This is a genomic window from Porphyromonas gingivicanis JCM 15907 (assembly GCF_000614585.1).
Taxonomy (GTDB): Bacteria; Bacteroidota; Bacteroidia; order Bacteroidales; family Porphyromonadaceae; genus Porphyromonas; species Porphyromonas gingivicanis.
Genome location: NZ_BAKX01000001.1, coordinates 430,524 through 444,803 on the forward strand (window position 1 = coordinate 430,524; position 14,280 = coordinate 444,803).

Genomic DNA, 14,280 nt, shown 5'->3' on the forward strand with positions numbered 1-14,280 from the left:
TTGTTGTCGTTATCTGCAAGTCTTGCGCAGATTGACGTAAATAGGGTAATGACTATTGGGCAGAATGCTCTCTTTTTCAATGATTATTTAGTCTCAATAGGCTATTTTAATCAAGTTATAGAGCTTCGACCTTGGATGGCGGAACCTTATTACTTCAGAGCTTTGTCTAAGTTTATGTTGGAAGATTATAAGGGGGCTGAAGAAGATGCAAGATTAGCTATCGAACGCAATGCATTTATAGCTAAAGCTTACTTTCTTCAGGGGTTGGCACAACGAGCTCTGAAAAGTAATAAAGAAGCTGTGCTTAACCTAAAAAAAGCATCTGAATTCCTTCCAGACGATACTGAGGTTACCCTAAGTCTTGCCGAGGCGCAATTTAGTAACAAGCACTACAAAGAGAGTCGAGAGACTATCGAAAAACTATTACAAAAGGATAAAAAGAATAAGTATGCTTATTGGCTAAAAGGAGATATATTGTTGCAGGAGAGAGATACCTTGGCTGCGATAAAAGCTCTAAACCAGTCTCTTACAATAGATTCTACTCAGGCACAAGTCTATGCTTCTCTTTCCTACCTCTCTATTCAAAAGAAAGAGTACAAAGAGGCTTTGGCTCTTCTTGATAAAGCCATTCAATACGAGTCTAACGAAAAAGCTTTTTTCATTAATCGTGGGTTAGTAAAATACCATTCTAATGATTATGAGGGAGCCATTGATGATTATTCCCAAGCCATTCTTATAGCCCCTAACGACATAACTGCTCTTTACAATAGAGCTCTGTTGCGAGCCTCTTTGGGAGATGCTAATAACGCTTTAGAAGATTTCAACAAGGTCCTCAAATTACACCCCAATAATTATATGGCTCTTTATAACCAAGGATTATTGAGTATGGATATTGGCGATTATAAAACAGCTCTTAAGAGTTTGGATAGAGTTTTGAAACGCTATCCCTCCTTTCAATTGGGACTTTTGGCAAGGGCAGAAACGAAACGAGCTCTCGGGGATCTTGCAGGGGCAGATAGAGATCTTTGGCAAGCAGAGCGCCAACAAAAGCAGAAAAGGGGAAGGAAGAAAACTTCTACTTCAAATACTAACAAAGAGACACGAAAAGAAGAAGATGAGAGTATAGACTCATATAACCAATTGATTGAAACCTCGGCATCCTCTCTTACTGAAACATCGGTACATTTACCACAGTCATTGCGAGGGAAAATACAGAATAGAGAAATCGTTGTAGAGGCTTTAGATTTCTTTGTTTTAAGCTATTTTCCATCGATTTCTAAAGCAGGACTTACTCCTCGTCTTTATTATAGTCCTATTGCAGAGGAGATGAATAACAAGTACAATCTACCCAAACGCCTCTCTTTTGTGCCCTCGGGACAGATTATAGATACCTTAGATATTGTTTTTCTGCAAGAGGAACTTAGGTTTCTTAATGCTATTAGTAACAAAAAAGAGGAAGATTTTTTCCGATTGGGAATAGCTTCTTTTCTTTTGCAGGACTTGGAATTAGCAGAATATTCCTTATCTGAAGCCATTAAACAAAATAACCAACAGCCCCTATTCTATTTATTGCGTGCCGTGGTGCGCAAACGTAGCTTAGAACTTATAAAAGGGGAGTCTTATAAGGAAGCTCCTTTCGAAGAACGTACTAATAGAATTATGGGGTATTCCTCTCTATCTAACCCACTTTCTCCTAAAAGTAAGGATTCGCCGCTGAGCTACGAACGTATTCGTATGGACTTAGACAAAGCTCTATCAATAGCTCCTAAACTCTATTACGCTTACTACAATAGGGCGATAATTTGGGAGAAGATGGGGCAAAAAGCTCTTGCTTTGGAGGATTATAATCATGCCTTAGAGGGATTAGAACACCCTGAAATCTATTTTAACAGAGGACTGTTACTCCTTTCTTTAGGAAAAAAAGAAGAGGCGATTAATGATTTGAGCAAGGCTGGAGAAGGAGGTATATATCAAGCATATAGTATCATCAAAAAGACTCGACAATGATTGCTGTCAATCATCTTACTGTAGACTTTGGAAAGCAACTACTCTTCAACGATGTAACATTTGTAATTTCTACTAAAGAGCGTGTAGCTCTTGTTGGAAAAAATGGTGCAGGAAAGTCGACACTACTAAAACTAATCGCAGGCAAAGAGGAACCTTCCAGTGGTTCCATAGCTCGTCAAAAAGACTTGACCATTGGCTATCTTCCTCAGGTAATGTCTTTGGTAGACGGATGTACGGTGCTGGAAGAAGCTGAAAAAGTATTTGCCTCCATACAACATTTGCGCAAAGAGGTGGAGCGTTTGAGCTTAGAGATGGAGCAGCGTACAGATTACGATACAACAGGATACAAGGAGTTGATAGAGCATTTCTCCCATCAGAGCGAAAAACTACACCTCTTGGAGCAGGGAAACTATAAGGCAGAAGTAGAGCGAACGCTTTTAGGTTTGGGCTTTGAGCGTTCTGATTTCGAAAGACCCACCCGAGAATTTAGCGGAGGGTGGCGTATGCGTATTGAATTAGCAAAGATTTTACTCCAAAAGCCAGATCTCCTTTTGTTAGATGAACCTACTAATCATCTTGATATTGAGTCTATTGAATGGCTGGAGCAATTTATCAAAACCTCCGGAGTTACTTTGCTTTTAGTTTCTCATGACCGTGCCTTTTTGGACGCCACTACCACACGAACCATAGAAATAGAGTTAGGGCGTATCTACGATTACAAAACACATTATTCCCACTATGTAACCTTACGACAGGAACGCTTAGAACAACAGCGTAGAGCCTATGAAAATCAATCTAAGATGATTGAAGAGACAGAAGCCTTCATTGAGCGTTTTCGTTATAAGGCGACCAAATCTGTTCAGGTACAGAGTCGTATAAAACAACTCGAGAAGGTGGAGCGTATCGAGCTTGATACTATGGATCAGAGTGCTATGCATTTTTGCTTTCCCCCTGCCGAACGCTCAGGAGATTTTCCCCTAATTATAGAAGACTTGTCTAAGAGTTATGGTGAACAAGAAGTTTTTTCTAAGGTTGAAATGACACTTCGTCGAGGTGATAAGGTGGCTTTTGTTGGTAAAAATGGAGCAGGAAAATCTACTTTGGTCAAATGTATTATGCACCAGATAGAGGATTATACGGGACACCTCAAATTGGGGCATAATATCCGTGTAGCCTATTTCTCCCAAAACCGAGCGCAAGAGTTAAACCCGCATCTTTCCATACGAGACACTGTAGATAGAGTGGCTCGAGGTCCTGTGAGAGAACAAATAAATAATTTATTAGGAGCTTTTATGTTTGGGGGAGAGATAGCTGATAAACCGTTTCCGTGCTTAGTGGGGGCGAGCGAGCTCGATTGGCTATTTTGATACTGCTACTCGAACCAGCTAATTTGCTGATTTTAGATGAGCCGACCAATCACTTAGATATGCGCTCGAAGGATGTTTTGAAAGAGGCAATTCGAAACTTTGAAGGTACTGTTATTGTGGTTTCTCATGATAGAGACTTTCTTGATGGCTTGGTAACTCAAGTCTTTGAATTTTCTCATGGAAGGGTAGCTCCACATTTAGGAGGTATTTATGACTACTTGCAAAAACGTCGCATAGAGACGCTTGCCCAGTTAGAAGAAAAATCATCCCAACCTCCCACAATAGACAAAGAAGTCAATAACGTACAGCGAGAGAACTATCAAGCCCAAAAAGAGAAGGCACGCCAACAAAGAAATATAGAGCGAGCTATCGAGAAAGCAGAGGCTAAAATTGCCGATTTGGAGAATACATTAAAGGCGATTGAGGAGGCTATCGCTAAAGGGGATGGAACTTCTGACCCTAAACTTTTCTCTCGTTACGAGGCTGTACAAAAAGAGTTACACCAGACTATGCAAGAGTGGGAAAAAACAATGCTCCAATTAGAATAGAGAGTGTATAGTAGCCCCCTCTTCGATATGTTGGAAAGAGAGGTAGAGTTTCTATAAATCTCTCAACAAGAATTTGGAAGTTCTTTCTTCAAAACACTTTGCCTTCTTATGAAGTTTCTATTTATCTCTCTTTTGTACAATGTTTTGCTGAAAAAGGTGTGATAAAGTACGAAGACAGACTTTTTTCACTACCTTAGTGTTGGATTAACCAACATAATACAGATTGTTATGAAAAAAACATTTACACTTTTATTGACCCTTGTTGCAAGTTATTGCTTAGGTACAGCGCAACACACAAAAAATACGCCCCGAGAGGCAACAGAGAAGTATTTCTTAACCTCTATTGTCAGTTCGGACAACTTCGAAGACTTCCATTTTCGTTATGACGAAAATAATCAATTTTTTGCGAGAGATCGCTTCTTGAATGGTCAGAGAAATACGACCGATTCTCTATTCTACAATGATAAAGGACAATTGGTTCGTATGGATCGTTGGGCTAGCTTTGGTTCTACAGCAGGTGAACCTATTTTTGAAATTCGCTTTCAATACGAATACGATCAAGATGGAAGGCTCAGTAAACGTACTCTCTTTATGAGACCTACATTTCAAACCCCTACGACCATCACAACCTTTCACTACAGACCAGATGGTAAGCTTGATTATTCCAATGAGATATCGGAAATAATCGGATTAGACTCAAAAACAGTTTACTCCTACAATGAGAATGGAACAATCAGCAAATCTTCTTTGCAAGAAAAAAGTGGAGATGCTTATGTAGAAAAAGCTTTTACCCAATTTGACTATCCCGAAGGTAAACTACTTCCTTCTGAAATTCTTTATTCTGTTATTAGTGCGAGTACTGGAAAATTTAAGATACTTAAGATAGATAAGTATACCTACTTGGGTAACTCGACTCTCTCTTACATAGCAGTTAATGGAGTTGATACAAAAGTATATCGTATTGATTATAACCTCAAAAATACGGAGGAGGAGAATAGAGATATTGTTGCTCCACTAACTCCAGAAGACGACTATACTTTCTATCGCCATGGATTTGATGGAGATCGCATCTCGGAAAAGTATAGTTCCTATCAAGGAGACGCTACTACTTATATAAGAGATAAGACATATACTTACGAAAAAAAGGTACTTGCTATAGAAACTCCAGAGTCTGTAAAGACCTCTATAAAAGTATATCCCAATCCAGCTACTGAAGGAGTATTTATTGAGGGGGTAGACCTTAAACAAATCTCTCTCTTCAATGCTAAGGGTGAAATGGTTAGAAATCTCTTTGTCGAGGCGGATTTGGTAAATATGGGGGTTGCATCTTTACCACGAGGAACTTATTTTGTACAAGTGAAAAGTGCCTCTGGAGTGGCGTCTTATCCTGTGCTACTGCGCTAAGAAAATATTATGAAACAAGAAGAGTACAAATAAATCGATATCTTGTTTGAAAGCATTGAAGCGCACCCCAAAAGTTGTGTAATCGACTTTTGGGGTGCGCTTTATTATCTGTTCAAATGAGTTTTTTAGCAGAGAGAGTAGAGTCTTTCCTTTTTGGGTATCTTGTGCTGTTTATGTCATAATCGCATTAATAATCTGGCGACTATCTGGGCAAATAGGAGCAGATTTGTTCAAGAATTGTCTCTTGAGGTAAAGTAGCATCCAAGAAAATAGGGGTAAAACCTCTGCGTTTCATTCCTCTGAACCATGTCATTTGACGTTTGGCGAACTGACGAATAGCAATCTCTAACTCTGAAATCATTGTATCTAAGTCGAGTTTCCCCAATAAGTAGTAGGTTATGTATTTATACTCCAAACCATACTGAATGAGAATTTCGGCAGATACTCCCTCATTAAGTAAAGCTCGCACTTCTTCTATCATACCCTCGTCAAGCCGACTGCGGAGACGTTTCCCAATACGCTCCCATCGCTCTGGGGCTTCCATGGAAAGGGTGAATAGGTAGTGAGGAATTGACATCTCATTTTTTTGAGATATTGCTATGGGTAGTTTGTCTGTATAGCGTTCGTAGTAGGAAGCTATTTCGATGGCGCGAATTGTACGGCGCACCGAAGAAGTGTCAGTTTGTGGTATTCCCTTAAAGCGCCGCAAGACTTCTAAAAGATCCCTATGAGAAAGATGAGAGAGCTCATTTCGCAAAGCGATATTTTTAGGAGCTTCTGTCAGAGAGCGTCCCCCCAGAGCTGTTTCCACATACAAGCCCGAACCGCCCACCAAAATAGGAGTATTATCCCTTTCTTGAATAGCAAGAAGGGCTTTATTAAAAGATTTTTGCCACTGATAAAGGTCGTATACCTCTCCAGGCTCTACAATATCAATCAAATGATAGGGGATAGTAGTACCATCGGGGAGAGTATATTCATTTAAATCCTTACCTGTACCGATATTCATTCGACGGTACACCTGACGGCTGTCAGCACTTAAAATCTCTCCTGATACAAGAGAGGCAAGACGTACCCCAAGGGAAGTCTTGCCTGATGCGGTTGGACCAACAATCGCTATTAGAGGACGGTCATTAGTCATTTAGAAATATCTCTCGATAAAATGGAAAAAAGGTAGATTAGTTGTGCTCCTTCAATATTACATCATGAGCTCCTCCCTCAACAATACTAGTAGCAGAGACGAGTGTTATCTTGGCATTGTTACGTAGTTCGTTCAAATTAGCAGTACCACAACTAGACATAGTAGCTTTTATTTTCATCAGAGTCTGATCTAAATTGTCCTTCATTGGACCTGCATACGTTACATAGCTATCTACCCCTTCTTCGAACTTCATACCTTTAGGGTCAGCATCTCCACTATCATAGCGTTGCCAATTTTGGGCGCGATTTGAACCCTCGCCCCAGTATTCTTTTACGATATTAGGACCTATTTTGAGCTTACGTGTAGGCGACTCGTCGAAACGAGCAAAGTAGCGGCCCATCATAAGGAAGTCCGCACCCATAGCTAAGGCCAAGACCATATGATAATCATGTACGATACCACCATCACTACAGATAGGGATGTAAATACCCGTCTCTTTGTAGTACAAATCACGCTCACGGGCTACATCAATAACTGCAGTTGCTTGACCTCGACCGATACCTTTTTGTTCTCGCGTGATACATATAGAACCACCTCCAATACCAACTTTTACAAAATCGGCACCTGCTTCGACCAAGTAGCGGAAACCTTCTCCGTCTACAACATTACCAGCTCCAACCACAATGCGGTCACCATACTGTTGTTTAATCCACTGCAAGGTCTCTGCTTGCCAGATGGAGTAGCCATCTGAAGAGTCTATACACAAAGCATCTGCACCAGCTTCAATAAGTGCAGGAACACGTTCCTTATAGTCACGAGAGTTTATACCTGCTCCGACCAATAAAGTTTTGCTTACAGGGTCTAAAAGTTCATAAGGGTTTTCTTTGTGGCTATCATAGTCTTTTCTGAAAACAAAAGAGAGTAAGCGTCCCTCTTCATCAATGATAGGGAGCGTGTTGAGTTTGTATTTCCAGATAAGGTCATTCGCTTCACTGAGCGTTAAGCCTTAGTGCCTACGTGAAGTTTCTCTAAAGGAGTCATGAACTCCGATATTTTTCTATCCAAAGGTCGGTACTCAAACGATAGTCTCTTCCTGTAACAATCCCCTTTAAAAAGCCATTAGGACTACCATCATGAGTAATACCTATTGTAGAGTGCCCTGTCTTTTTGGTCAATGCTATAACATCGCTAAGAGTCTGATCTGGGTTCAGATTAGAGTCGCTGGTAACGAACCCAGCTTTAAATTTCTTAACTCGGCGCACCATTTCAGCCTCTTCTTCAATAGGTTGGGAACCATAGATAAAAGAGAGTCCTCCATTGCGAGCCAACTCTATAGCCAGCGTGTCGTTAGAAACAGACTGCATGATGGCAGAGACAAAGGGAATGTTAAGACTAATCTTTGGCTGTTCTCCACGCTTGAAGCGAGAAAGTGGTGTACGCAATACTATTTTGTCTGGGGTGGTTGCGTGGGTTGTTAAGCCTGGTACAAGAAGATATTCACCAAACGTATGCGAGGTTTCTTTTAGAAAAATAGCCATAGATATGAGAATGCTTTTTAATAGTCAAATAGTGTAAGAAAAACTAACGCAAAGAGAGCTTCATAACATGATAATACTCCTTTTAGCGGATGCGATTACTGATACGTACCAAGATATAATCTTTGCGAATGCCTTGATACGCCAAGAAAAGCAGAATGGGGGTTATAATTGGAAGGGCAATAGCGAACTTAAAGCTAAATGAAGCCTCTAAACTGCTTACAAAGCCAAAGGCTAAAAACGCTGCATAACCGATAAACCCAATAGAAAGAAGCAGGGTAAACATACAAACTCTCATTTGCAACTTTCTGTTTTTGAAGAGGAAAATAGTCAGAAAAGAGAAAACGACAATCAATACGTCCAGGGCAAACAATCCCCAAAGTATTGTCTCTTTTTGCCCTGTAAAGATGTTACGAAGCCATATACTGGTCATCTCAAAGTTTTCACTTCCGATAAGCCCACTTTTGGTAAATAGTGCCATTGGATATACGAGTACCAATGTCATAGCAACCCCTGCGAGGAGTAGCCAAAGAGTCTGTATTCTCTGCCACATAAACTCTCTAAATTTAAATTAAAGGAAAATCCGATGAATTATTTCTCTTTACGCTCTTCTTGCAAGCGATGGTAAATCTCGCCCTGATCATACTCATAGGTGGCAACAAGGGTAGGCTTAGGTAAGCGTTCGTAGTAACTGGAGAGTTCTATTTGTTCCTTATTTTCTTGTCTTTCCTCAAGATTATCCACACCTACACTCACTTCTTCCAATTTAGCCTTTAGCTCTTCTTGTTGCTCTCGAGCTATTTGGTTGGCTCGCTTGGCAATAACTACAACTGTTTCGTATAGGTTGCCTGTAGCTTCTGACATCTGAGAAGTAGAACGTGTTATAGCCTCCGTAGGAATGGCATTTTTCTTCTTGCTATTCATGTATATGTATAATCTTAGTTTTAATCAATTGGAATGTAGGGATAGGGCCGGGGCAAGCGTGTAATTATTTATGTTTACAAGTCGTTATTTATTAAACTTGAAACCTTTTGGTAAATCTGCTCTGCCTCTTTTTTATACTTTCCCTCGGGGAACTCGTTGATATAAGTAAAGTATCTATCTGACACATTACGTAAGCGAGCTTGCATACGAGACTCAACACTATTCAGAGCCTCCTTGTAAGAAGCTCTTAATATCAATATTTGTAAGTCTTCTCTGTATTTGGTGTAGGGAAAGTCTTTCAACGCATTGTTGGCTGTAACAATGGCGGACTGATAGTTATTGCCCAAGTACATCCCCATATCGTAATAGAGTTTTGCAGCGAGGTATTCCTTGTAAGAGAGTTTGTCTTGAAGATCAAAGAGCATAACCTCTACCTCCTTACGAAACTTGCTATTGGGGTAGTATTCGATAAAGTTTTGTAGCTCTTGAATAGCCACATAGGTGGCGTTTTGGTCAAGCTTTGCTTCGGGAGAAATGTTGTACATAGCTACTCCAGCTTTATAGCGAGCCTCTTCTGCTTGAGGTCCTTTGGGGTAAGTGTTGTAATAACGACGAAAACACTCGGCAGCCGTCTCTCCTTGATTTTGTTTTAGAGAGGCATCTCCTAACATAAAAAGAGCCTGCGCCCCTTCATTAGTACCATCATAAGCCGATACTACATCGACTAAAAGGTCTGCAGCACGAGACCACTTCTTTTGGTTGTAGTATTTCTTAGCGTAGTCGTATTTTAGGGCTGTATTGGTAGATTTCTGCACTCGGGTAAACTCTCCACAACTTGGAAGAGAAAGCATCATCAGAGGAAGCAACACTCCGAGGCACAATTTATTAAGTCTTTTCATACTTCGTACATTAATTTCCCAAAACGGACTTCCGCCCAGTATTGGTTTACAAAGGTAGGGAAATTTAGATAAATAGTAACAGCCCCTCTCTGCAAGCAGTATCTATTCTGTAAAAAGGGCCTTGTATGTATGCTTCGAAAAATTACGACAGAGCTTCTATCCCCCATACCTATATCCCTTTTCAGAAAAAGCATTATAGGTTTTCTTGCAGAGCACTATACCTTTTGAAACGAACCTATATAGTGCACATTTATCCTCTCATTAATACACTTATTCAAAGTAAGCTCCTTCGGAAATGGGGGAGCCATTCAAGAAAGCAGAAATGGGTAATCTCTTTTTGCCAGGAGCTTGTAGGGAGAGTATTGAAAGGGCACCTTCGCCCGTTGCAATATACAAATGTCCTTTGGGAGCAGGAAGAATAGTGCCCGGACGAGGCGTTTTTTTGAAAGTAGAGAAGTTATAGTCCTTAACGACCTCTGTCTCAAAAATCTTGTATACAGAGGGTGGAGTAGAGGCATTCCTTTCAATCAGCGTAGTCCAAGCGGTAGGTATTGGCGATAGCCCTCGCACCAAATTGTGAATTGCTGTAGCAGATTTGTTCCATAGGACGCGAGTATTTTCTTTGGTGAGTTTATGCGCATAGAGAGGTTCTCCCTCCACCAACTGCTGTGTCCCCTTGGGCAAGCTCCCCTTTGATACGGTTTCTTCCAGTACCTCTTTAAGCAAAAAGACTCCTTCGTGAGCCAAAAGGTCGTGCGTCTCTCCGAAGCAAGCCGTCTCGGATAAGGCAATGGAGCGCATACCTATGACGTCTCCTTCATCTAAGCACTCGGTAAGAGAGAATAGAGAGACTCCCGTTTTAGTATCTCCAGCCATCAAAGCATGATTGATAGGGGCAGCTCCCCTCCAGCGAGGAAGGAGAGATCCATGCACATTCACAGTTCCCATAGTGGGAAGTTGCCATACTTGCTTGGGGAGCATACGAAAAGCAATCACAATACCCAAAGTCGGATTTAATGCTCTAATTGATTCTAAAAACAATTCATCTCGGAGCTTTTCGGGCTGAAAAATAGGAATACCTAAATCTATGGCAAACTCTTTAACGGGAGACCCTTTCAACTTATGTCCTCTTCCTGCAGGCTTGTCGGGTGTTGTAACAATGCCTACCACGTGATAAGCCTCCTCTACTAAGAAACGGAGATGTTCAACGGCAAAAGATGTAGTACCTAAAAAAAGTATTCGTAAATCCTCTTTCTTCATATCAATCTGTGTTTAATCTCCCTGAGAGAGCTGTGTGAGTACTTCTCTGTAGGTGTTGAAAATTTTCGACTTAGAAACGAAGCCTAAGTAGCATCCATTCTCGTCTATAACAGGCAAGTTCCACGCTTTGGTCTCATCGAATAGTTGCATAATAACATCCATAGTCATAGTAGAAACTATTTTTCCAGGAGGAGAGACCATAAATTTAGAAACATGCATCCGGTCGTACAGTTCGGGACGGAACATGATGTTCCTAATATTGTCCAAAAGTACAATACCTTGAAGGACATTATTAGTATCCACGACAGGGAAAACATTGCGCTTACTATTGCCTATTACTTGAACGACATCTCCTAAGCTCATTTCAGGGTTTACGGTTCTAAACTCCGTCTCTATAACACTATCTAAATTCATAAGCGTTAAAACTGCTTTGTCCTTTTGGTGTGTTACCAACTTACCCTGCTCGGCAAGGCGGAGAGAGTAGATACTATGAGGCATAAAGATGCGAATTGTAAGATAGGAACTTAGAGAGACGAGCATAAAGGGTAAAAAGAGATTATACCCTCCTGTCAGTTCGGCTATGAGAAATACCCCTGTTAGAGGAGCGTGCATGACGGCGGACATCATACCTGCCATACCCATAAGCGTGAAATTCTTTTGAGGAAGATATTCTTTGATGAAAGAAAAGTAGTTGAGTACATACGAAAAGACAAATCCGCTCAACGCCCCAACAAAGAGGGTAGGAGCAAAGAGCCCGCCACATCCTCCTCCTGAGTTAGTCGCCACAGAGGCAAATACTTTGAATAGAAGAATAAGAGCAAGAAAGGCAAAGACTGCCCAATAAGAATCGCTCCAAGAAGAGAAGAAGCTACCATCCAATATAGCTGGATATTGCCCAGAGAGAAGAGAGTTAATTGTATTATAACCCTCTCCATAGAGAGGGGGAAAAAGAACAATTAAAAGACTTAATATAATGGCGGACACCAAGAATCGATAGCCGTATAATTTGACCTGTTTTAGGCGTCGCTCAAGATAAAACATGAGCTTGGAAAAGTAGAGAGCTATTAATCCACAAAAGATACCCAAAAGGATAGCATAAGGTATACGAGAAGATACGAAAGGATCACTCTGGTAAAAGCTAAACATTGCTTTGGAACCTGTCATGATATACGCCAATGAAGCAGATGTAACAGAGGCTGTAAGCAGAGGTAATACACTGGTTAGTGTTAAGTCTAAAAGTAGTACTTCGACAACGAACACCAGCCCTGTAATAGGAGCTTTGAAAATACCAGCAATGGCTCCGGCAGCACCACAGCCAATTAAAAGCATTAGATTGCGTTGTTCCAAACGAAACAATCTTCCCAAATTGGAACCTATTGCTGCCCCTGTAAGTACGATAGGAGACTCCGCTCCGACTGACCCCCCTAGCCCAATAGTAATAGAACTGGAGAGAATAGAAGACCACATATTATGGGGCTTGATACGACTCTTTCGTTGAGATATAGCTATCAATATTTTAGTAACTCCATGACTAATATCGTCACGCACCACATAGCGCACAATCATAGCTGTAACCAAAATCCCGATAGGAGGGAATATGAGATAGAGATAGTTGCGCTCAATGGCCGCGTTTGTTACTTGATGCTGTAAGAAGTGTACTAACTCTTTGAGTAGGGTAGCGGCAAGAGCTGTGGCAACTCCTACTATGAAACTAACTATAAGAACAAAGTAACGCTCTTTTATGGTGCGTTCTCTCCAAAAAATAAAACGCATCAACAAAGAAGAGAGCTGTTGCATAATCTTCTTTTTCTTCATTTACCCGCTCCTTTTAGTAAAACACTTATTGTGTAAAAAAGTACCGTTAAGTCCATTTTTAACGACATATTTCCATAGTATAACCAATCGTATCTAAGTCTCTCGGTCATCTCATCTAAATTAGAGGCATACCCATAGCGTACCATCCCCCATGAAGTAATCCCCGGGAGTACATTGTGCAGCAGATAGTAATAGGGGGCTTTATCTACTAATAAATCAATATAAAATTGCCGTTCTGGCCGAGGTCCTACAAAGCTCATATCCCCTTTTAGGACATTAAAAAGTTGAGGCAACTCGTCCAAACGATATTTTCTCAGCACACGTCCAATGGGGGTAATGCGTCTATCTCCATCATAACTTAACTGAGGTCCATTCTTTTCGCTATCTACATACATAGTACGAAACTTATAAATCTTAAAAGGCTTACCTCTCTTGCCAATGCGTTCTTGAGCAAAGAATACAGGTCCTTTAGAAGACTTACGTACAAGAATGGAAAGAAATAGAAACAATGGACTTAGTACCATTAAAAGAAGGAAAGAGACCACTCGATCCCAACACCATTTTATATTTTTTGCCCCCTCGCTCATTTTGGTTTCCGTAACATCTACGAGAGGGATGCCTTGCAAAAAAGTAGTTTCGATAAAAGGCAAAGGCATCATACCTTCTGCTGTAATCTTAATAGGGGTGCGATAGGGATAGAGTTTGTAAAGAAGATGTCCTACATTGGAACTTTCTTCTTGGGTAGAAGCTAAGTATATTTCGGAGGGTGGGGCACTCTTGAAGATTAAGGCAACAGCTTTGTCAATTTCCTCTAAGGACAATGTTTTCCCATCTTCTCGGTAATAATCTTCAAAGAAGAGCTGTTGCTGGACAATAAAACGCATTTCGTGCGAGGCTTCAGCCACTTTTTCTACCTGCTCTCTCGTTCCTACGAGGAGTACTTTAGGCCAAAATTCTTTTCTCCCTCTCTGGTGGATGGCGTAACGTGTTACCCCAAAACGAAAGAGGTACACTAAAAAGAATGTACTAAGTAAGAGTAGAAGGTAGAGTTGTAGATAGACTCGGGTATCGTGTACCTGATCGTCTACTACCAGAAGCAAAAATTCGACTCCTGTACCTAAAAGTACTGTTGAAAAAGTTGTCCACACATCTTCGATACGACTCTTATTTAGAGGCTTGTTATAGTAGCCTGATAGAGTGAATAGGAGTAGCCAAAAAAGCCAAAGGGAAAAATATACGAGGTAACTTTTTGTATTAAACAGGTAACTTCCCAAGGTCGCCCAAACACCATTAGGATCTTCCCAATAGAATCGAATCATATTGAGAAGTAGGGTACCTATCAGTATAGAAAAGGTATCTGCTATAAGATAAAAAAGCCGA

Annotated in this window: 9 protein-coding genes and 2 pseudogenes; 3 read left to right on the plus strand and 8 right to left on the minus strand. The window is 40.7% G+C overall.

The window, feature by feature from the left end; all coding sequences use genetic code 11:
* The first annotated feature begins 48 nt into the window (after positions 1-48).
* The 3 genes and pseudogenes from JCM15907_RS01865 to JCM15907_RS01875 all read left to right on the plus strand — a co-directional run bounded on the left by JCM15907_RS01865 (position 49) and on the right by JCM15907_RS01875 (position 5,326).
* The gene (locus JCM15907_RS01865) at positions 49-2,007 is read left to right on the plus strand and encodes a tetratricopeptide repeat protein (protein ID WP_159099891.1); all 1,959 of its coding nucleotides are present in this window, start codon (positions 49-51) and stop codon (positions 2,005-2,007) included.
* Positions 2,004-3,922 (plus strand): annotated as a pseudogene (locus tag JCM15907_RS10170) (ABC-F family ATP-binding cassette domain-containing protein). Before JCM15907_RS01865 ends, JCM15907_RS10170 begins: the two are co-directional and overlap by 4 nt.
* A 228-nt stretch (positions 3,923-4,150) precedes the next feature.
* Positions 4,151-5,326, plus strand: a complete 1,176-nt coding sequence (locus JCM15907_RS01875; RefSeq protein WP_025842495.1) for a T9SS type A sorting domain-containing protein — start codon at positions 4,151-4,153, stop codon at positions 5,324-5,326.
* A gap of 202 nt (positions 5,327-5,528) precedes the next feature.
* Here the strand turns inward: JCM15907_RS01875 and miaA are convergent, their stop codons facing one another.
* The 8 genes and pseudogenes from miaA to JCM15907_RS01920 form a co-directional block, all read right to left on the minus strand.
* Positions 5,529-6,467, minus strand: coding sequence for a tRNA (adenosine(37)-N6)-dimethylallyltransferase MiaA (gene miaA, locus JCM15907_RS01880; RefSeq protein ID WP_025842496.1), 939 nt, complete (start codon positions 6,465-6,467; stop codon positions 5,529-5,531).
* A gap of 37 nt (positions 6,468-6,504) precedes the next feature.
* Positions 6,505-8,005 (minus strand): annotated as a pseudogene (locus JCM15907_RS10175) (IMP dehydrogenase).
* Positions 8,006-8,087: 82 nt separating this feature from the next.
* Positions 8,088-8,555, minus strand: a complete 468-nt coding sequence (locus JCM15907_RS01890) for a DUF4293 domain-containing protein (RefSeq protein ID WP_025842497.1) — start codon at positions 8,553-8,555, stop codon at positions 8,088-8,090.
* Positions 8,556-8,593: 38 nt separating this feature from the next.
* Positions 8,594-8,926, minus strand: coding sequence for a DNA-directed RNA polymerase subunit omega (locus JCM15907_RS01895; protein WP_025842498.1), 333 nt, complete (start codon positions 8,924-8,926; stop codon positions 8,594-8,596).
* Positions 8,927-9,000: 74 nt separating this feature from the next.
* Positions 9,001-9,825: an outer membrane protein assembly factor BamD gene (locus JCM15907_RS01900; protein ID WP_025842499.1), complete on the minus strand. Its 825-nt coding sequence runs from the start codon at positions 9,823-9,825 to the stop codon at positions 9,001-9,003.
* 270 nt (positions 9,826-10,095) lie between these two features.
* Positions 10,096-11,085 (minus strand): methionyl-tRNA formyltransferase, encoded by a 990-nt coding sequence (gene fmt, locus JCM15907_RS01910; protein WP_025842501.1) that lies wholly within the window; start codon positions 11,083-11,085, stop codon positions 10,096-10,098.
* Between the two features lie 12 nt (positions 11,086-11,097).
* The gene (locus JCM15907_RS01915; protein WP_025842502.1) at positions 11,098-12,900 is read right to left on the minus strand and encodes a chloride channel protein; all 1,803 of its coding nucleotides are present in this window, start codon (positions 12,898-12,900) and stop codon (positions 11,098-11,100) included.
* Positions 12,897-14,219 (minus strand): sugar transferase, encoded by a 1,323-nt coding sequence (locus tag JCM15907_RS01920; protein WP_242396752.1) that lies wholly within the window; start codon positions 14,217-14,219, stop codon positions 12,897-12,899. Before JCM15907_RS01920 ends, JCM15907_RS01915 begins: the two co-directional genes overlap by 4 nt.
* Between the last annotated feature and the right edge of the window lie 61 nt (positions 14,220-14,280).

What these genes read in the sequence shown, in the direction of transcription:
- JCM15907_RS01865 (WP_159099891.1), top strand. Translation starts at nt 49, where the DNA reads ATGACTATTGGGCAGAATGCTCTCTTTTTCAATGATTATTTAGTCTCA.
- JCM15907_RS01875 (WP_025842495.1), top strand. Translation starts at nt 4,151, where the DNA reads ATGAAAAAAACATTTACACTTTTATTGACCCTTGTTGCAAGTTATTGC.
- miaA (WP_025842496.1), bottom strand. Translation starts at nt 6,467, where the DNA reads ATGACTAATGACCGTCCTCTAATAGCGATTGTTGGTCCAACCGCATCA.
- JCM15907_RS01890 (WP_025842497.1), bottom strand. Translation starts at nt 8,555, where the DNA reads ATGTGGCAGAGAATACAGACTCTTTGGCTACTCCTCGCAGGGGTTGCT.
- JCM15907_RS01895 (WP_025842498.1), bottom strand. Translation starts at nt 8,926, where the DNA reads ATGAATAGCAAGAAGAAAAATGCCATTCCTACGGAGGCTATAACACGT.
- JCM15907_RS01900 (WP_025842499.1), bottom strand. Translation starts at nt 9,825, where the DNA reads ATGAAAAGACTTAATAAATTGTGCCTCGGAGTGTTGCTTCCTCTGATG.
- fmt (WP_025842501.1), bottom strand. Translation starts at nt 11,085, where the DNA reads ATGAAGAAAGAGGATTTACGAATACTTTTTTTAGGTACTACATCTTTT.
- JCM15907_RS01915 (WP_025842502.1), bottom strand. Translation starts at nt 12,900, where the DNA reads ATGAAGAAAAAGAAGATTATGCAACAGCTCTCTTCTTTGTTGATGCGT.
- JCM15907_RS01920 (WP_242396752.1), bottom strand. Translation starts at nt 14,219, where the DNA reads ATGATTCGATTCTATTGGGAAGATCCTAATGGTGTTTGGGCGACCTTG.